The organism is Streptomyces sp. NPDC043861 (assembly GCF_056435905.1).
Genome location: NZ_JBWKDP010000009.1, coordinates 143,288 through 161,222, shown reverse-complemented (window position 1 = coordinate 161,222; position 17,935 = coordinate 143,288). Strand labels below are relative to the sequence as shown.

Genomic DNA, 17,935 nt, shown 5'->3' with positions numbered 1-17,935 from the left:
CCCGACCTCACTGTCGGTGACACCACCTAGGATGGCGGAGCAGTGGGATCAGTCTCATGGTTCACGGGGGCCTGGAATGACATGGCGGACGAGGGCGGGCACTGCGGCTGTCGCACTGCTGGTGTGCGGGGCACTGACGGCCTGTGATGTGGCCGGCGGCCGCGACACGGGCCGGGCGACGCCCGGCCCGGTGCGGGAGGGCGATGCCGCGCACGGGCTGCCCCGGGCCCTCACCGAGCAACGGCCCGACTGGCAGCCCTGTGAGGGCGGCGGCTGGACCTGTGCCGCGATCAGGGCCCCGCTCGACTACGACGACCCGGACGGCGCGACGATCTCCATAGCACTGATCCGCCGTGAGGCGCGGGACCAGGACGGGCGCCTCGGCTCCCTGCTCTTCAACTTCGGCGGCCCCGGGGGCTCGGGGGTGGACGGTCTGCCGGGCTTCGCCGACGAGTACGAGAAGCTCAACGCCCGCTACGACCTGGTGAGTTTCGATCCCCGTGGGGTTGCGGACAGCTCCGGGGTGGTGTGCCGCGGGGACGAGGAGCAGGAGGAGGCCACGACCCGCGTCGACCTCACCCCCGACACCCCCGCCGAGGAGGCAGAGTACTTCGCGGACGCCGAGAGCTTCGGAGCGGGCTGCGCCGCCCGTTCGGGGAAGGTCCTCGCCCACGTCGGTACGGCGGACGCCGCCCGCGACATGGACCTCATCCGTCATGTTCTGGGCGACCGCAAGCTCAACTACTTCGGCATCTCCTACGGCACGGAGCTCGGCGGCACCTACGCCCACCTCTTCCCGGGGAACGTGGGACGCACCGTGCTGGACGCGGTCGTCGACCCGACGGCCGATGCGGTCGGCCACGCCCGCAACCAGACCACCGGCTTCCAGCGGGCTCTGGACAACTACCTCACCAGCAGGGGCGAGGACCCGAAGGCGGGCTCGCAGCGGATAGCCGGCCTGCTGGAGCGCATCGACCGGCAGCCGCTTCCCGCCGAGGGAGAGCGCGAGCTCACCCAGAGCCTCGCCCTCACGGGCATAGCCATGTCGCTCTACTCCAAGAGCCTCTGGCCCGAGCTGACCCGGGGTCTCGAGGAGGCCGGGCAGCGCGGCAGCGGGACGAAGCTCCTTGCGCTCGCCGATCGCTACAACGACCGTGACAAGAACGGGCACTACAGCACACAGAGCCACTCGCAGCGGGCGATCTCCTGCGCGGACAACAAGCAGCGCCCCACTCCGGCGCAGGCGAGGGCACTGCTGCCGGAGTTCCGCGGGATATCCCCGGTGTTCGGCGAGTTCCTGGCGTGGGACACCGCCGGGTGGTGTGCCGAATGGCCCGTGCCGGGCGAGCGAGTGACACCGGACGCGAGCGCGAAGGGGGCGGACCCGGTCCTCGTCGTCGGCACGACCGGCGACCCGGCGACGCCGTACGAGGGCGCCCGGCGGATGGCGGACGAACTGGGCGAGGGGGTAGGCGTCCTGCTCACCAACAAGGGTGAGGGACACGGTGGTTACAGCCCACAGAACGGGTGCGTGACGGAGATCGTCGACGCCTATCTGCTGGACGGCAAGGTCCCAGAGGACGGCAGGAGCTGCGGATGACGCGGAAGGGCCCGGCCTCCGCGGCCGGCCCCTTCCGGTGGATCTCCCTGGGATCCGTGCGATCCGCCCGCGGTGTGCGTGGTGCAGGCAGCGGTCGACACGGATCGTCGAAGGGCATGGCAACCGCATCAAGATGCTCCGGCGCCAGTGTTCGGCCGAGCCGGTTTCAGCCTGCTGCGCGAGCGCGTATTGCTGGCCACCTGATCCCCCGCCCGGCTCTCGCTGACAGGACTTCCCTCCACGGAAAGGTGACGGGGGCGACAGCGTGGACGCAGTAGTGGCGATCAGCCTGATCCGCATGGCCGCTGCAGACTTGACCATGGAACCCTGGCAGCGCCCCTCGGACGCCTATCTGGTCCAGCTGGGCCTGGACGCCCTGATGGCCGACATCGAGGCTCCTTCGCTTCCCCTGCTGGCTGGGCTCGCGCGCGGTGAACACCCGCAGGCCCGCGAGCTGTTCGACCTTGTGCTGGAAGAGCTGGGTCTGCTGCCGCTGGCGCCGGAAGATCTTGCCGAGGCGCAATGGACCGCGGCTCGTTGGTGGGCCGCCCAGATCGTGGCGTGCCGGCTCGATCCCATAGACGGAGCCAAGCTGATCCATCAGGAAGCAGCAGCCGAACTCGACTACCCCGACGCGCTGCAACCCATCGTTGACCTGGCGAGAGCAATCGACCTGCTGAACGATCAGCATCCGGACCAGCAGCCCATCCGCGACCGGGTCACCTCCGCGGCGCGAGACTTTCTCGCCACGGAAGCGCACCGGAATTACAGCCTTTGAACTACGTCGCACGACCCACCGTGACCGGTTCACGGAAAGCGAGCCAGAACCCGAGAACTGACGGCATGGGCCCGACAGGGTGTTCTGGCGTCAGTGGAGTTCGTAGGTTCGGGCGAGAACCCCTACGGTCTCTGCCATGGCCAGGCGCAGTTCCGCCGGTGTGACGACCTCGACGTCGACGCCGAGCCGCAGCAGCTCGCCGCAGGCGTGTTCGGTGCTCTCGGTCGGGATGACCGCCTCGACCCATCCGTCGTCGCCGACGGCGGTCGCGGTGGAGTCGACCGCCCGCACCACCTCCGGTGGCACGTTGTCGGGCAGGCGCCGGCGTCCCCGAGGGGACAGACGGATGGTGGCTGTACCCGTGTAGCGGCGTGCCTGGAAGTCGTCGAGGTAGGAGGTCCAGTACGTGCCCAGGTCGAAGTCGCCCGGCCGGTCGAACACCTCGTCGCTCAGTACCGCGTCGAGGACTTGGGCGACGCGGTATGTCGCGACGCCCTTCTCCGTGGCGGCCACGAGGTACCAGGTACCGGACTTGAGGACCAGTCCGTAGGGGCGCAGGCGGCGGTTCACCTCCTGCGGGGCGCGCCAGCGGCGGTAGCGTGCGTCCACCGCACGCCGGTTGAGCACCGCGTCGACGAGAAGGGGGAGATGCGGTGTCTGTTCGGGTTCTCGGTACCAGCCGGGAGCGTCCAGGTGGAAGACCGCCGCGGTCTGCGCCGCCTCTTCACGTAGTCCCGTGGGCAGCGCGGCCAGCAGCTTCAGCCGGGCTGCAGCCACCTCGCCCGCGAGCCCCAGGTCCGCCGCCGGCCCGGGCAGTCCGGCGAAGAACAGTGCCCGCGCCTCGCCCTCACTCATCCCGGTCAGCCGGGTGCGGTAGCCGTCGAGGAGTTGGTAGCCGCCCCCGCGGCCCGACTCTGCGTAGACCGGAACCCCGGCAGCCTGCAGGCGCGTCAGGTCACGGTACGCAGTCCGCACCGACACCCCCAGCTCCTCGGCGATCGTTTGTGCGGACAGGCGGCCACGGGATTGGAGCAACAGCAGCACCGACAGCAGTCGACTGGCAGACATGGATGCATTTTCCTCGGAAACCCTGACAGCCTCTGTCACACGGCTCCCCTACCGTCGGTCCGCGTCCCGGCTCGGACCGAACCCGCCGGGATCGCGTACCCGAAGATGCACCGAACAGGAGCCGTGCTGTGCCACCGACCAACCTCGTCGGCCTGCCTGCCGTGATCGAGCTTCGCCAGTACACCCTGCGTCCGGGCCGGCGCGACGAGCTCATAGCGCTGTTCGACCGGGAGTTCGTTGAGCCCCAGGAAGAGGTGGGGATGACCGTGCTTGGCCAGTTCCGGGACCTCGACGACCCGGAGCGCTTCGTCTGGTTGCGCGGATTCCGGGACATGACGGCGCGCCATCGGGCGCTCACGGACTTCTACGGTGGCCCCGTCTGGGCCAGGCACGGTCCCCGAGCGAACGACACGATGATCGACTCCGACAATGTCCTCCTCCTGCACCCTGCGAGAGTGCGCACCGTCGACACCTCACCGACATGCGGGCCCATCCCCTGACACGGGGCGAGCTCCTGCCGGCCATCGAGCGAGAACAGACAGCGGCGCCCCGGAAACTCCGGCTGACGCCCACGGGCCGCTCACTCATCTCCTGACTCGTGGGCGGTATCTCCTGACTCGTGGGCGGTCAACTCAGGAGAAACGCACCGGGTCACCGAGACCGGCGTGCGAGGAAGCCCGGTGCTGCCAGTTCTCGGTTCTGGCAGATGTCCGGTCGTGCCGGCTTCCGGATTCTCCGGAAGCGAGCCCGGCCGGCGTGAGCTGACCTACAGCGCGTGCGGCCGTGCCATTGTCGGTGGCCCGGCCTACGGTGGGGGCGACACAGGATCCGTGACGACAACAGGAGTTCCCCTTGACGACCCTGCCCGATCGGCCCAATACCGCGCTGCTCGTCATCGACGTCCAGAATGAGGTGGTGGCAGGCGCCCATGACCGTGACAGCGTGATCGCGAACATCAACACGCTGGTGGGCAAGGCACGTGCCGAGGACGTGCCCGTGGTCTGGGTGCAGCATTCCGACGACGATCTCGCCCGGGACAGCGAGCCCTGGCAGTACGTGTCGGAGTTGGTTCGCCGAGATGCGGAGCCTCTCGTCCACAAGACCTACGGTGACTCGTTCGAGGGCACTGCGTTGGAGGCGCTGCTCGCCGAGCGCGGGGTGGGCCGGCTCGTCGTGACGGGTGCCCAGAGCGACGGTTGCATCCGCTCGACTCTTCACGGGGCCTTCGTCCGCGGGTACGACGTGACGCTGGTCGGCGACGCGCATACGACGCAGGACCTCGGCAAGTACGGCGCGCCGGCCCCGAACCAGGTGATCGCGCACACCAACCTCTACTGGCAGTGGCAAGGCGCACCCGGGCGCTGCGCAAAGACCGTCGATACAGCAGAGGTGACGTTCACGCCGGACGCGGGCTGACCCGTCCCTGATCAGATCCTGTTCTGCACACTCGTCTCCGGGCAGCTTCCACAGTTGTCACTCGGCGTGCACCACCACAGAAGTTGAGCCAGAACCCGAGCTTCGACAGCACTGTGGTTCTTCCAGGGCAGCATCGGGATGCTCCTGGTGCAAGGTGCTGGTCCTGCCGCAGATGTCGAAGGTCGAGCTGTACGCGGCGATCGGCCTGACCACCGAGTCGGCAACTGTTGAAGGCCGGTCAGGCCGACGTCATCCGAGCAGGAAATGCCCTGCAACCCGGGGACCCGAGTCCAGATGAGCAGCGATGCGGGTGATCGTTCCGGCATTGTCCTCGAACAGATGCGCCTGCATGCCCGCCGCCTGGGCGGCCTCGATGTTGACGGCGAAGTCGTCGATGAAGAGACAGCTCTCCGGCTCCACCTCCAGGCCGGCGCATGAGGCCTCGAAGGCACGTGGGTCTGGCTTCTCGATGCCGATCTCGTGCGAGTAGACGATCTGCTCGACCAGTTCGTCGAAGTGATACAGCGCCTTCTCCTTCTCCCGGGCACCGACGAAACTGTTGCTCAGGATGCCCAGCCTGCAGTTTCCTCGGAGCCCTCGAACATAGGCGATGAGTTCCTCGTTCGGCGTCCCCAGGTATTCCGTCCAGAGATCAGTCATGAAGGCTTCGACCTGAGGCGCGTCGAGCCCCAGGCGTGCTGCCACTTGTTCGTGCACCTCTCGTTCGCTGATGCTCCCGACGCTCCCGGCCTGCCACACGTCGCGCATCCGCTCATGCACAGTGCCCGGCGGCAGCTCCAGCCGCTCTTCCCACCGTTGCACCCACCCCGTCTCCGGCGTGATCTCCAGCACGCCGCCGATGTCGAGAATGACGCAGGTCGCCGTCACGCGAATTCCCCCTCTTCGTCCGGCCTGGCCGGCGAGCGCACACCGCCCGCTCAGTGATCAATGGAGACACTGTTGTCGTTCCCCCTGGGGCAAGGTCAAGCGATCTTGGACCCCTGTGACCGCCCTGTCGCGATCCGTCGACGCGACTCGGCCGCATCAGCAGGTGCCTTGAGAACTCGGGACGATCCGGGCAGTCCTGGGCCCGTTGGGCTCCGCTGTACGGCACGCCAACCCCGATCTGCGGAGCTGTTCCCCTGACACCAGGTCCGGGCACGATGGTCGGGCCGTCCCCGGGCCGTGCGGGGCCACTGAACGTCAGGCAACAACGACAGAAGCCCATGACATCCGAGCTGGTCGGAGCCATGGGCTTCTTCTGTTCCGCTGGTCAGCAGAAGGGGTGATCAGTAGATCGGCTTCTCCGGCTCGATCTGGTTGACCCAGCCGATCACGCCGCCGCCGACGTGCACGGCGTCCGCGAAGCCCGCGGACTTGAGCACGGCGAGGACCTCCGCGCTGCGGACCCCCGTCTTGCAGTGCAGGACGATCTTCTTGTCCTGCGGCAGGTCCTGCAGGGCATTGCCCATCAGGAACTCGTTCTTCGGGATCAGCCGAGCACCGGGGATAGCGACGATCTCGTACTCGTTCGGCTCGCGGACATCGATGATGTCGATGTTCTCGCCGTCGTCGATCCACTCCTTGAGCTGCTTGGGAGTGATCGTCGAGCCGAGCGCCGCCTCCTGGGCCTCCTCGGACACGACGCCGCAGAAGGCCTCGTAGTCGATGAGTTCCGTGACGGTCGGATTCTCGCCGCAGACCGCGCAGTTCGGGTCCTTGCGGACCTTGACCTGGCGGTACTGCATCTCCAGGGCGTCGTAGATCATCAGCCGGCCGACCAGCGGCTCGCCGATGCCGGCGAGCAGCTTGATGGCCTCGTTGACCTGGATGGAGCCGATGGACGCGCAGAGCACGCCCAGCACACCGCCCTCCGCGCAGGAGGGAACCATGCCCGGCGGCGGGGGCTCCGGGTAGAGGCAGCGGTAGCAGGGACCGTGCTCGGACCAGAAGACGGAGGCCTGACCGTCGAACCGGTAGATCGAACCCCACACGTACGGCTTGTTGAGCAGCACGCACGCGTCGTTCACCAGGTAGCGGGTCGCGAAGTTGTCCGTGCCGTCGACGATCAGGTCGTACTGGCTGAAGATGTCCATCACGTTCTCGGCCTCGAGCCGCTCCTCGTGAAGGACCACGTTCACGTACGGGTTGATGCCCTTGACGCTGTCACGCGCCGACTCGGCCTTGGAACGGCCGATGTCCGCCTGGCTGTGGATGATCTGGCGCTGCAGGTTCGACTCGTCGACCTCGTCGAACTCCACGATGCCGAGCGTGCCGACACCGGCCGCGGCCAGGTACATCAGGGCCGGCGAGCCGAGGCCACCGGCGCCCACACAGAGCACCTTGGCGTTCTTCAGCCGCTTCTGCCCGTCCATCCCGACATCCGGGATGATCAGGTGGCGGGAGTACCTGCGGACCTCGTCTACGGTGAGCTCGGCAGCCGGCTCGACCAGCGGTGGCAGCGACACGGAGACCTCATCAATACAGCTGGTGATCATGACGTCAGTACGGTTGTTCTCGCTGTAACACTGCCACGCGCCTCCTCATTCCGAGACACCTCGTCCAATCCGCGAGACAATTTCGTCCCAGTAGCCGGGCAAGGCGTCAAATGCCCCACTGTGTTCCGTGCGGTCGGTGAAGAAGACCGTGCCCGCCCCCTGCCACCGGGCGATCCGCATCGCCTCTTCCAGATGTGTCCGCGGCACGCCATGCACAAAGTGCACGAATCGCTCGGGCGGATGGTTCGCGGTCCACTCCGCGACCTGCGACCAGCGGTAGTCGGTCCAGACACCGGAGAATGTGACCAGCTGGTCGGCCGCCTCCGCGTAACCCGGATACGGGTGGATGCCGTGGCCCAGGACCAGATGCCCGCCGTCCAGGACCGTCTCCAGCGTGGCCGTGGTGCGCCGTACGGCGGGCAGGTCCGCGCGACCGGCCGGGCAGCGGTCCAGGTAGAAGCCCCCGACCCGGTACCACTCGAGGTAGTGGTGGGCGTCGGAGACGACGTCGGCGAACGGGCGGGTGCCGTGGGCCAGGTCGAGATGGCCGAGCACCCGGACACCCGCATTGGTGAGCCTGCCCGCTGCCTCCAGACAGTGGGGGTCCGGCCGGGTGCCGGGGCCTCCGTTCGCGACATTGAGCACGGCCCAGTGCAGTGGGGTGCCGGGACGGGTCAGCTCGGCCCATTCGACCGGGGCGAGAAGCGGGTGGGCGTAGCCCGGGACACCGAGGCCCAGCGCCCCCCAGGTCTCGTCCGGGGGCGCCTGCGCGGGGCCGCCGGCCGGCAGCCGGGGGTCTATGGGGGTCAGATGCGGCATGCCGCCTCCATCCAGATGTCCGCGAGGGACTCCTCCAGGTTGATCCGTGGCCGCCAGCCCAGCCGGTCCCGGGCCGTGCGGACGTCCGCCTGCTGCCAACTGCCGCATCCGTCGGGATACGGGAACGGGGTGGCGCCCAGCTGTTCGGTGAGGGACTCGGGACCACGGGGGGCACCGATGGAGGCATGGCCGGGGCGGATGGGCGACGCATCGAGCTCATGGAGTGCGCCCGCGTATCCGGCGACCCTGGCGAGCACGGCGGCGGCGTCGCGCAGCCGTACGGCCCGGCCGGTGCCGATGTTGACCACGCCCTGGGCCGCGGAGAGGGACGCGGCATGCACGGCGCGCGCCACATCGCGTACGTCGACGAAGTCGCGCTGCACCCCGAGGCCGCTGAGTTTCAGCTCGCCGTCGCCGCCCTGCATGGCGCGGCGCATGGCCTCCGCAAGCCTCCCGAGGGGGGATCCTGCGGGAGTCCCCGGCCCGACGGGCGAGAAGACACGGAGCACGACCGCGTCCAGTCCGGAGCCGAGCACCAGCTCCGTCGCGGCGAGCTTGGACACCCCGTAGGGGCCGCCCGGGCGCGGCACCGCGTCCTCCGCCGTGGACGAGCCGGGCTGCGAGGGCCCGTACTCGGAGGCGCAGCCGAGCTGGACGAGGCGTGCGCCGCAGCCGCTGCGGCGCAGGGCCTCGCAGACGGTGGCGACGGCGACGGTGTTGTGGCGGGTGAGGTCACGCGCGCCACCGCGGGTCGCCCCGGCACAGTTGATCACCACACCGGGATGGACGGCGTCCAGGAAACGGGTGAGCGCCCCCGGGCTGCCGCCCGCGAGGTCGAACCGTACGTCCGCGTCGTCGCCCCGTCCCAGGGCGGTGAGGTGCACGGCCGGGTCGGCCAGCAGCCGGTCGGCGACGAAGCGGCCGAGGAATCCATTTGCTCCGAGCAGCAGCACTCTCACAGCGCGGCTCCTCGGCGCCGACGGGCCGAACCGGACGCGGCCGGTGCTGGGTGGTACGGGGTCATGTCGTGCGTCTCCTCAGGGTGTTGCTCGATGTGTCGTTCCGATACGCCCGCGGCGTCGGCTCCGCGGGAGCGCGTGGGGGGCATGTGGGGGGTCATGGGGTGTGGGCCGACGCCCGCGAGAGGGCGGCGGTCGCGCGGACCAGCAGGCCGAGCGCGGCGGCTCCGCAGGCGAGGGCCGCCACGGCTCCGGGCCCCCAGAGCGTGACGACGGCCTCGGTGGGCCCGGCCAGGAAGGCCCAGCCGGGGAGGCGGCCGACGAGGACGGTGGCCAGGGCGAGTGCTTCGACGACGGCAGCGGCGGCCAGGCCGCATGCGGCGGACCGGGCGAACCCGTGGACGGTGAGCAGCCGTGCGAGGAACAGCAGGATGCCGAGAGCGACAGCGGGCACGGGATCGACGGGCAGCACCAGACCGGTGACCACCAGGAGGGCGGTGAGGGCTGCGGCGTACAGCGCGACGGACGACAGCAGGAGGGGTCGTACCCCTGCGGCGAATTCCTCGAGGCCACGGCTGCCGCCGAGCCTGCGCCGTGCCCGTACGGCGAACATCCGGGCGGCCAATGCGGCGGGGACGACGGCGAGGGCGAGGCCCACCAGCGGTCCTGGCTCGAGCGACCAGAACCCGGCCCCTGCCTGCGCCACGGACCCCTTCGGACCGGCGTCGGCGAGACGCGCCACCGGGCCGCCGCCGGCCACGGCGTACGCGAGGAGCCAGCACACGCACAGACGGCCACCGGGCACCGTGCGTCCCACCACCCGCAGGGGCCCGTGCCGGAGCCCGTACACGAGCGCAACGGCGAGCCCCAGGGCACCGGCCGCCGCTGCGCCGAGTCGTAATCCGCCCGTCGTGAAGTGAAGCGCAACGGCCGCGACGACCGCGACGGCGCCCGGCAGAAGCGCGGGAAGGGCGGAGGCGACGGGCAGCCCCCGTACGCCGGTGCCCGTCAGGGGCTCGTCCTCCGCGGCGGGTCGGGGACCCGTTTCCCCGCGCGGCACCCGCGCGTACATCTCCTCGGCGAGCGAGAACACGTCACGGTGCCGGAATCGCGCGGCGGTCCGGTCGGTCACCCCGTGCGCCTCCAGTCCGGCGGCGATCTCCAGGGGATCGACGGCCCGTTCGCACAGGTCGCGGTGCCGGTGCATGAGCGCCTTGACGGGATCCGCGGGCCCCCGCCGGACCGTCGCCGGTCTGCGGGTCGCGGCCGGCTTCCTCGCGGCCGCCGCCCCTCCCTGTGCCGGATCCGGCTGTTCCTCCCGGGAGTCGGGCGTGGCGGTCACCGCGGCGGGTCTTTCGGATGTGGTGTCAGGCATCGGGAGCTCCTGGGGTGGCCGTGCCGGCCAGGGCCGCGTCCGCCCAGGCGGGACGGGCGCGGGAGCCGGTCCAGTGACCGGGGACGTGGGCCTCCGCGGGGGTGGCGAACGGATGGGGATCGGCGTCGGTGTCGCGGGACGGCGAGCTGTGGGAAAGAAGCTCCAGGTAAATGCCGCGAAATGCCGCCAGATTCTGCTCGACGGTGAAGAGTTCGAGTGCCCTCGCCCGCGCCGCCGCGCCGAGCCGCTCACGGCGCTCCGGGTCGCGCAGCAGCGCAAGACAGGCATCGGCCAGCGCGCGCGGGTTGCGCGGGGGCACCACGAGACCGGTACCGCCGATGACTTCGACGACCGCACCGACATCCGTGGAGACGGTCGCCCGCCCGCAGAACATTGCTTCGACGAGGCTGATCGGGAAGCCCTCGACGACACTCGACAGGACGATCACCGCTCCGGCGGCGTAGGCGTCGGCGAGCTCCGGTGCCTCGGGGCCGCCGATCTCCTCGAAGGAGACGGGGTTGTCCCCGACCGCATGTGCGTCCACGGCCTCGTCGGGGAAGAGCTGTGCGGCCAGCCCCCGGCAGTGCGCGAGATAGGTGGTGGCCTCCGGGCCCTGCGCTGGCGCACCGATGATCCGCAGCCGGGCGTCCGTCTCCTCCTTGCGCACCTCGGCGAAAGCGTGCAGCAGGGCGATCAGGTCCTTGGCGGGTTCGATCCTTCCCACCCAGACGAGGGTGTGTGGATCGCCGTCGAACTCTCCCTCCCCCACTTCGTTGAAGCGCCCTGCTTCCATCCCGGGGTAGACCGTGCGCAGCCGGGAGGGGTCGGCGCCGCACCGCTCCTGCCAGCGCCGGGCGTGGGTGTTGCCGGGCGTGATGGTCGCGGCCTGCCGGTACACCTCGGCGGCCAGCAGCCCGTGGAAGGCCGCCAGCAGGGCACGTACGGGCGGGCTGGCGGCGCCCGCCTCCTCGGACGCCGCGAGGTAGTGCGCCCTCAGCTGGACGCCGTACTCCGTGACCAGCAGCGGGACTCCGAAGAAGCGTTTGGCCAGAAGCCCGGGCAGCGCCGCGGAGCCACCGGACGTCGCATGGCAGAGGTCGACCGCGCCGAGCGAGTCGTTCCCGTACCAGTCGAGGGACAGCGGTCTCAGCGCCCGCTCCAGCTCGTCGGTGAACGCGAGGTAGTCGGGCACGGTCGCCGCGTGGAGTGCCCTGCGGGCGCCGGGCGCACGGCAAGTGGATTCCAGGATGCGCACGGCCAGTTCGGAGCGCAGGGCGGCGTACAGCCCTCCGTGCTCCCTGGCCAGCTCGGCAAGTCCGTACAGCCCGTCGGCGAACCGGCCCTCGTCGCTGCCGCACACCGCCGCCGCCAGGTCCCTGAAGTGCCCGGCGAACCGCTTCCGCTCGCGCCGGGCGTGGCTGCGGCCGTCGTCCTCGGGCGCCCAGAGCGGCGCCGTGTGCACCCGCTGCACGTGGGGCGGCAGCGCGATCCAGCCCTGGTCCTCCTGCTGGGCGCTGCGGCTGAGGGCGTAGACGTCGAAGTCGTGCTGTGCGAGCCCGCGCACGAGGCGGTCGCACCACAGCCTGGAATCACCCGTCGCATACGGATAACCACCATCCGTAAGCAGTCCGATCCGCACGAACGCACCCCCGATCTCCCTTGTGGGCGGCCACCGTAGGTCCGGCGGCTCGCGGCGGGACGACGTTATGCGGATACGAAGGTGGCGCGATGGACGGTTGTCCGTCGCGCCACCGGAAGGGGTGAATGCACGTAACTTTCCAGGCCCCGTGGCGTTCGATCGCGCTACGGCTCCGGCCCGTCACACCTCGTCAGTCGTCGGGGTGCACCCAGGGGTTGGGACGGCACTTGATCCCGTCGATGTCGAGGGACTTGGTCTGCTGCTGCATCACGGGAGCGAGAGCGCCCGGCGTTCGGCAGTTCACATGGCCGTACCCGAGCCGGTGGCCGACCTCGTGGTTGATCAGCATCTGGCGATACGTGAGCATCGCCTTGGGGCCGTACGACTCCGCACCCTGGGCCCAGCGGTACGCGTTGATCATCACGCGATCGGTGGACGCCGAGTTGCACGAGACGTTGTCGACGGCGGTGTCCAGATCCGACTTGGCGCACCAGATCGCGGTCGTTTTCGGACTGGCCAGGGTGATCACGAACTGCGGCTCCCCCGAGGAGATCCGCTCGAAGGTCATGGCACCGTCGTGCGCCCAGCTCCGGTCGTCGTTGAGGGTCTGCTGGACCGCCTGGGCGAAGAGCTTGCCGTCCAGGCCCAGCCCCTTCTCGACGTCGATGCGGTAGCGCACCGTCTTGCCCTTGCCCGGAGCCTTGTCGAGACCCGGCACCGCTGCGAAGGTCCCGGGGCCGGCCAGCTCGGGGTCGAGCGGGAACTGTCTGGCCATCAGCTGGGCGTAGGTGGGCGGCGCGGCCGGCGGGCGCTGCACGGCCGGTCCCTGCGGGATGGCCCGGTTGTCCGAGCGGGAGGCGGAGCCGTCTTCCGTGCCCCGGTCCGCCTCGCCGGTGGCCCGGGAACCGCTCGCATCGTCTCCGGCGTCCGTGACCTGCCCCGCGACGACGACCGCGAGGACCGTGGCGACGGCCGCGGCGGCGATCCCGGTGACGGTGCGGCCCTTGGGGGGCCTGGCCGGGGCCTCGGCGTCGAGCGACCCCTCCGGCGATGCCTGGCCTGCCGCGGACCGCTCCGCTCCCGTGGCCGGTGAGCGGAGGCCGCTCCGGGTGGCCTCGGACCCCGGTGCCCATTCCTGGGGCCCGGTCTCGTCGAAGGCGGCGACGAACTCCCGCCGCGGGCCGGGGATCCGGGCGCCGGCGCCCACCGGGGGACCCTGGCGCGGGGACTGCGGCGGGGTCACGACCGGGTGCTGGCCCGTGGTGGAGGCGGTCCTTCCACGGGGGACGCCCTGCCAGTCCCCGTATCTGGCACCGCCCTGCGGGTCGCCCCAGGCACCGCCGGGCTCACGCTGCTCGGGGTGCCCGCCGCGCACCTGGGGCACACCGTGGGCGGGGGTGCCGTACGCGGGTGTCCCGTGCGCCGGAGTGGCGTATCCCGCGGCCCCCTGGTGCTGCTCGGGCTCGGTGGCGGCGGACCGCCGGCGGCGGCCCGTGCCCGTGGGCGTCGTGGCGGCCGGCGACGCGCCCGTCGCGCCCGCCGCCCTGCCGTCGGTGGCCTTGGGTGCGGGGCCCTTGCGGCTGTGTCGTCCCACGCCCCGGATCAGCTCCTACCGCTGTCGTCGACAAGTTCCCTGACGGCCTGGGCGACCGCGTCCGGATACTCCATCATGGCGACGTGCCCGGCGTCCGGAAGCGTCAGCAGACGTGCGTCGCGGAACGCCGCGGCCGCCTTGCGCGCCATCCGGTACGAGACGAGCTGGTCCTTGCCGCCGTACACGAGCAGCGTCGGCGCGAGCACCCGCTCGGCCAGCCGCCACAGCCCGTGCTGTCCGCCGAGCGTATAGGCGTCGACGATGCCGCGGGAGGTACGCGCCATGACGTCCCAGAAGTAGGGCAGTTCCAGTCTGCGTTCCATCTCCTCGACGGCGTCGCGAAGGCCCTCGTCCGACACCCGGCCCGGGTCGCCGTAACAGAGTGCCAGCACCCCGCGGACACGCATCTCCGCCGTCCAGTCCCTCGTCAGCCGGGTGAACAGCCGCGCGGCCCCGGGCACCGCGAGCAGTGCGGTGGGCCATGCCGAGCGCTGTGCACGGAGCTCCGGCAGGGCCGGCGAGACCAGCGTGAGGGTACGGACGAGGTCGGGGCGTATGGCGGCGACGCGCGTACAGACGGCGCCGCCCAGGGAGTTCCCGATCAGATGCACGGGGCCGCGACCGCCGGCGTCGAGCAGCCGGATCACCGCCCGGGCATGTCCCCTGATCGAGTAGTTGCCGTCGTCCGGCGGCGGGGAGTCCCCGAAGCCGGGCAGGTCGACGGCCTCACCGTCCACCCGGTCCTCGAGCAGTCGCATCAGCGCGGACCAGTTCAGCGAGGAGCCGCCGAGACCGTGGACGTACAGCGCGGACGGCAGTCCCGTGCGGGCCGGGGGCCTGGCACGCACGGTGAGCGTCAGTCCGGACAGCGCGACCGAACGCAACTCCTCACCAGCCGCGACCCGTACGGCGCGGACCCGCGGAGCCGGTCCGGCGGCACGGGTTTCCGGCAGCTCGGTCGAAGACATGGGGGCAATGTTACGAGACGATCACGCCGCGAAACCTGTGTTCGCCGTCACACACCACACAAGCGCAGCGCTTTCCCCGGCACACCGATCGGCACCGAATCGGCACAGCTCACCGCATAGCGCCGGGGAGGCGAAACTCCTAGGCTCGTAGTACAAGGGCACCCGCCCCGGCCCCTGCTGCACCGAATCGCACAGGAGAGGGATCCAGATGGCTGTCGATCCGACGGACCCGGAAACCTTCGCAGAAGACGATCAGGGCCGAGCAAACGCTCGCGACGAGCTCGCCGAACTCGAGGAACTGGACCAGGAGGTCCCCGAGGCCGACGCCGCGGAGCAGCACACGGAGCTGCAGCAGCGGAGGGACGACCGTCTGACCCGTATCAATACGGGCGCCGCGAACGAGGCGGATACCGTGGAACAGGCCCGGGTGGTCACCATCGACGAGGACGACTACCGCTGATTCGTTCGGTTTACATGGGCCTTCGGCTACCGCGGGCGTCCGGTACGTGAAATTCTGCGCTCGCACCGCGCACACCATGGTTACCCAAAAGTACGATGGCGGACGCGGCGCACGGACCGCGGCACGGGACACTGTGCATGTGACATCGAACGTGGGAGGCGGCGTGACAGCCATCGAGCAGACAGAGGCGGCGCGCCCGAGAGGGACCCGCCTGCCACGCCGTGCCCGACGCAACCAGCTGCTGGGCGCAGCACAGGAAGTGTTCGTCGCCCAGGGCTATCACTCGGCGGCGATGGACGACATCGCGGAGCGGGCAGGCGTCAGCAAGCCGGTGCTGTACCAGCACTTCCCGGGGAAGCTCGAGCTCTACCTCGCACTGCTGGACCAGCACTGCGAGTCATTGCTGCAGGCCGTGCGCGGTGCGCTGGCGTCGACGACGGACAACAAGCAGCGCGTCGCGGCGACGATGGACGCGTACTTCGCGTACGTGGAGGACGAGGGCGGCGCGTTCCGTCTGGTCTTCGAGTCCGATCTGACGAACGAGCCGGCGGTGCGCGAGCGCGTGGAGCGGGTGTCGCTGCAGTGCGCGGAGGCGATTTCGGACGTCATCGCCGAGGACACCGCGCTGTCCAAAGAGGAATCCATGCTGCTGGCCGTGGGGCTGGGCGGGGTCTCCCAGGTGGTGGCGCGGTACTGGCTCTCGAGCGAGTCGGCCATTCCGCGTGAGACGGCGGTGCAGCTGCTGACGTCGCTGGCCTGGCGGGGTATCGCGGGATTCCCGCTGCTCGGGGCCGAGAGCCCCTGAGGCGCGGCGCGTGTTCGCTGCGGGCGTGCGCGGCCGAGCCGTGCGGCATCCCCTCACCGGGCTAATGTGTGCAGCGTACGGCGCGGCTGACCGCGCATCGCTGACCGTTCGGAGGGACATAGCCGTGGAGGTCAAGATCGGCGTGCAGCACGCGCCCCGGGAGATCGTTCTGGAGAGCGGCCAGACCGCCGAGGAGGTCGAGCAGGCCGTCGCGGACGCGCTCGCCGGCAAGGCGCAGCTGCTCAGCCTGACGGACGACAAGGGTCGCAAGGTGCTCGTACCGGCCGACCGGGTCGCATACGTCGAAATCGGCGAGCCGGCCACGCGGCGCGTCGGGTTCGGCGCGCTCTAGGACCCCAGCCATACGTGAAGGGCCCGGCGGGATCGACCGCCGGGCCCTTCACGTATCCGGGACTTCTCCGGACCTCTCCGGGACTTCGCGTATCCGGGCTCTCCCGCCCCGCGCCCGTCGCGACCTCTCCGTTCGTCCGGCCTCGTGCCCGACCTCTCCCGCCTGCATCAGGACTCACTGTGCCGGAGGGCACGGCCTGGCTCCCGGTCGCCGAGTTGCGGGGAGGGTTGCGCCGTGGTGGGTTCGGGTAGGACGGGCTACGACCCGATTTGCCCGGCCGGCGCGCACGTGAGGTGATCCGTGGTGATCCTGGAAGCTCTCGGCTCCGCCCTGCTCGGAATCGTTCTCTCCTGGGCGGCCGTACGACGGTTCTCCGACCGGCTTCCGGCGCCCCGTACGGTGTACACGACGGGGATGCTCGGTGCCCTTTTCGGGGCCTATCTGACGCACTCGGCGCTCGGGCCCGGCCATCTTCTCGGGACGCTGCTGGGTGCCCTGCTCGTCGGGGCCGTGACGCTTTCGCTGCTGATCCGCCCGGCGGCCCGCCGGCTGCGGCGATCAGCCGCCGCCTGACGCGGGCCCCGGGCAACGCCCGGCTTCGCCGGAGGGCCTGAATCAGGCCGCCAGTCCCAGCGCCGCCATCCGCTTGGTGTGCGCCTTGGTGATACGGGTGAACATCTCGCCGACCGCAGCCAGGTCGAACCCGTCCGCGACCCCGCCCACCAGCATCGTCGACAGCGCATCCCGCTCCGCGACGACCCGCTGCGCCTGCGACAGCGCCTCGCCCATCAGCCTGCGCGCCCACAGCGCGAGCCGGCCGCCGACCCGCGGGTCCGCCTCGATGGCGGCGCGCACCTTCTCGACCGCGAAATTGCCGTGCCCGGTGTCGTCGAGCACGGACAGCACCAGCTTGCGGGTGTCCGAATCCAGCCGTACCGCGACCTCACGGTAGAAGTCACTGGCGATCGAGTCGCCGACGTATGCCTTGACCAGGCCCTCCAGCCAGTCCGACGGTGCCGTCTGGCGATGGAACTCGTCGAGTGCGGCGGCGAACGGTTCCATGGCAGCGGTCGGCTCCGCCTCGATCGCGGCCAGCCGGTCCCGCAGCTGCTCGAAGTGGTGGAACTCGGCGGAGGCCATCTTCGCCAGCTCCGCCTTGTCCGCCAGTGTCGGCGCCAGCTTCGCGTCCTCGGCGAGCCGCTCGAAGGCCGCCAGTTCGCCGTACGCGAGCGCGCCCAGCAGGTCCACGACCGCGGCGCGGTACTGGGGGTCGGCGGAGGCCGCGGCCCAGTCCTGGGCGGCGATCCCGGTCAGTTCTTCGTTGGTGTCGGTCACCGCAGCGGTGGCGTTGTCAGGCGTCTCCATGCAGCGCACAATAGCCCGCCGCCGGGGCCGCCGAAGGGCCTGGTCAGCACCTGCCACGACATGCCTCCTGGGAATTCGCCCAACACACATGCGCGATTCCGGGGTACAGTGGTATTGAGCCTGCCAAATATTTCGGCGGGCCAAATGAATGAGGATGCCCGGTCGGTGGCCCGATCGGCTCCGACCCGACAGCCCTCTGTGCGCACTTCGCCACACGAGGGGCCCTCAGCGGCACGAGC

18 protein-coding genes are annotated in these 17,935 nt (G+C 70.4%); 8 read left to right on the top strand and 10 right to left on the bottom strand.

Annotated features, from left to right (window positions below; genetic code table 11):
• Positions 1-76 precede the first annotated feature (76 nt).
• Positions 77-1,600, top strand: a complete 1,524-nt coding sequence (locus AC068D_RS21650) for an alpha/beta hydrolase (protein WP_478824656.1) — start codon at positions 77-79, stop codon at positions 1,598-1,600.
• 265 nt (positions 1,601-1,865) lie between these two features.
• Positions 1,866-2,378, top strand: coding sequence for a hypothetical protein (locus AC068D_RS21645; protein ID WP_478824655.1), 513 nt, complete (start codon positions 1,866-1,868; stop codon positions 2,376-2,378).
• Between the two features lie 90 nt (positions 2,379-2,468).
• Here AC068D_RS21645 and AC068D_RS21640 read toward each other — a convergent pair whose 3' ends face one another.
• The gene (locus tag AC068D_RS21640; protein WP_478824654.1) at positions 2,469-3,446 is read right to left on the bottom strand and encodes a helix-turn-helix transcriptional regulator; all 978 of its coding nucleotides are present in this window, start codon (positions 3,444-3,446) and stop codon (positions 2,469-2,471) included.
• A 128-nt stretch (positions 3,447-3,574) separates the two neighbouring features.
• Between AC068D_RS21640 and AC068D_RS21635 the strand changes: the two genes are divergently transcribed.
• Positions 3,575-3,946: an NIPSNAP family protein gene (locus tag AC068D_RS21635; RefSeq protein ID WP_478824653.1), complete on the top strand. Its 372-nt coding sequence runs from the start codon at positions 3,575-3,577 to the stop codon at positions 3,944-3,946.
• A 352-nt stretch (positions 3,947-4,298) separates the two neighbouring features.
• Positions 4,299-4,862: an isochorismatase family protein gene (locus tag AC068D_RS21630; RefSeq protein ID WP_478824652.1), complete on the top strand. Its 564-nt coding sequence runs from the start codon at positions 4,299-4,301 to the stop codon at positions 4,860-4,862.
• Positions 4,863-5,111: 249 nt separating this feature from the next.
• Here AC068D_RS21630 and AC068D_RS21625 read toward each other — a convergent pair whose 3' ends face one another.
• The 8 genes from AC068D_RS21625 to AC068D_RS21590 all read right to left on the bottom strand — a co-directional run bounded on the left by AC068D_RS21625 (position 5,112) and on the right by AC068D_RS21590 (position 14,714).
• Complete coding sequence (locus AC068D_RS21625) at positions 5,112-5,750, bottom strand: HAD family hydrolase (RefSeq protein WP_478824651.1); 639 nt, start codon at positions 5,748-5,750, stop codon at positions 5,112-5,114.
• A 401-nt stretch (positions 5,751-6,151) separates the two neighbouring features.
• Positions 6,152-7,330, bottom strand: coding sequence for an adenylyltransferase/sulfurtransferase MoeZ (moeZ, locus tag AC068D_RS21620; RefSeq protein WP_478824800.1), 1,179 nt, complete (start codon positions 7,328-7,330; stop codon positions 6,152-6,154).
• A gap of 75 nt (positions 7,331-7,405) precedes the next feature.
• Positions 7,406-8,179, bottom strand: coding sequence for a spherulation-specific family 4 protein (locus tag AC068D_RS21615; protein WP_478824650.1), 774 nt, complete (start codon positions 8,177-8,179; stop codon positions 7,406-7,408).
• Positions 8,167-9,138, bottom strand: coding sequence for an NAD-dependent epimerase/dehydratase family protein (locus AC068D_RS21610; RefSeq protein ID WP_478824649.1), 972 nt, complete (start codon positions 9,136-9,138; stop codon positions 8,167-8,169). The genes AC068D_RS21615 and AC068D_RS21610 overlap by 13 nt, the downstream gene beginning before the upstream one ends.
• Positions 9,139-9,295: 157 nt before the next feature.
• Entirely contained in the window at positions 9,296-10,513 is a 1,218-nt protein-coding gene (locus tag AC068D_RS21605) for a hypothetical protein (RefSeq protein ID WP_478824648.1), read from the bottom strand.
• Positions 10,506-12,152 (bottom strand): GT4 family glycosyltransferase PelF, encoded by a 1,647-nt coding sequence (pelF, locus tag AC068D_RS21600; protein ID WP_478824647.1) that lies wholly within the window; start codon positions 12,150-12,152, stop codon positions 10,506-10,508. Before pelF ends, AC068D_RS21605 begins: the two co-directional genes overlap by 8 nt.
• A 190-nt stretch (positions 12,153-12,342) precedes the next feature.
• A complete protein-coding gene (locus tag AC068D_RS21595; protein WP_478824646.1) occupies positions 12,343-13,746 on the bottom strand; it encodes a DUF3152 domain-containing protein in 1,404 nt (467 codons plus the stop codon).
• Positions 13,747-13,754: 8 nt separating this feature from the next.
• Positions 13,755-14,714, bottom strand: coding sequence for an alpha/beta fold hydrolase (locus tag AC068D_RS21590; protein WP_478824645.1), 960 nt, complete (start codon positions 14,712-14,714; stop codon positions 13,755-13,757).
• Positions 14,715-14,922: 208 nt separating this feature from the next.
• Between AC068D_RS21590 and AC068D_RS21585 the strand changes: the two genes are divergently transcribed.
• The 4 genes from AC068D_RS21585 (at position 14,923) to AC068D_RS21570 (ending at position 16,904) form a co-directional block, all read left to right on the top strand.
• Positions 14,923-15,174 carry a hypothetical protein gene (locus AC068D_RS21585; RefSeq protein ID WP_478824644.1) on the top strand — a complete coding sequence of 84 codons (252 nt, stop codon included), beginning with the start codon at positions 14,923-14,925 and terminating at the stop codon, positions 15,172-15,174.
• A 163-nt stretch (positions 15,175-15,337) separates the two neighbouring features.
• Positions 15,338-15,979: a TetR/AcrR family transcriptional regulator gene (locus AC068D_RS21580; protein ID WP_478824643.1), complete on the top strand. Its 642-nt coding sequence runs from the start codon at positions 15,338-15,340 to the stop codon at positions 15,977-15,979.
• Positions 15,980-16,103: 124 nt separating this feature from the next.
• The gene (locus AC068D_RS21575) at positions 16,104-16,331 is read left to right on the top strand and encodes a DUF3107 domain-containing protein (RefSeq protein WP_384237877.1); all 228 of its coding nucleotides are present in this window, start codon (positions 16,104-16,106) and stop codon (positions 16,329-16,331) included.
• A 303-nt stretch (positions 16,332-16,634) separates the two neighbouring features.
• Positions 16,635-16,904, top strand: a complete 270-nt coding sequence (locus AC068D_RS21570) for a hypothetical protein (RefSeq protein ID WP_478824642.1) — start codon at positions 16,635-16,637, stop codon at positions 16,902-16,904.
• 42 nt (positions 16,905-16,946) lie between these two features.
• Here the strand turns inward: AC068D_RS21570 and AC068D_RS21565 are convergent, their stop codons facing one another.
• On the bottom strand, positions 16,947-17,696 hold the full coding sequence (locus tag AC068D_RS21565; protein ID WP_478824641.1) for a ferritin-like fold-containing protein: 750 nt from the start codon (positions 17,694-17,696) through the stop codon (positions 16,947-16,949).
• Between the last annotated feature and the right edge of the window lie 239 nt (positions 17,697-17,935).

Excerpts from the sequence above, each read along its gene's own strand:
- AC068D_RS21590 (WP_478824645.1), bottom strand. The coding sequence starts at position 14,714 with ATGTCTTCGACCGAGCTGCCGGAAACCCGTGCCGCCGGACCGGCTCCG.
- AC068D_RS21615 (WP_478824650.1), bottom strand. The coding sequence starts at position 8,179 with ATGCCGCATCTGACCCCCATAGACCCCCGGCTGCCGGCCGGCGGCCCC.
- AC068D_RS21650 (WP_478824656.1), top strand. The coding sequence starts at position 77 with ATGACATGGCGGACGAGGGCGGGCACTGCGGCTGTCGCACTGCTGGTG.
- AC068D_RS21640 (WP_478824654.1), bottom strand. The coding sequence starts at position 3,446 with ATGTCTGCCAGTCGACTGCTGTCGGTGCTGCTGTTGCTCCAATCCCGT.
- AC068D_RS21605 (WP_478824648.1), bottom strand. The coding sequence starts at position 10,513 with ATGCCTGACACCACATCCGAAAGACCCGCCGCGGTGACCGCCACGCCC.
- AC068D_RS21565 (WP_478824641.1), bottom strand. The coding sequence starts at position 17,696 with ATGGAGACGCCTGACAACGCCACCGCTGCGGTGACCGACACCAACGAA.
- AC068D_RS21585 (WP_478824644.1), top strand. The coding sequence starts at position 14,923 with ATGGCTGTCGATCCGACGGACCCGGAAACCTTCGCAGAAGACGATCAG.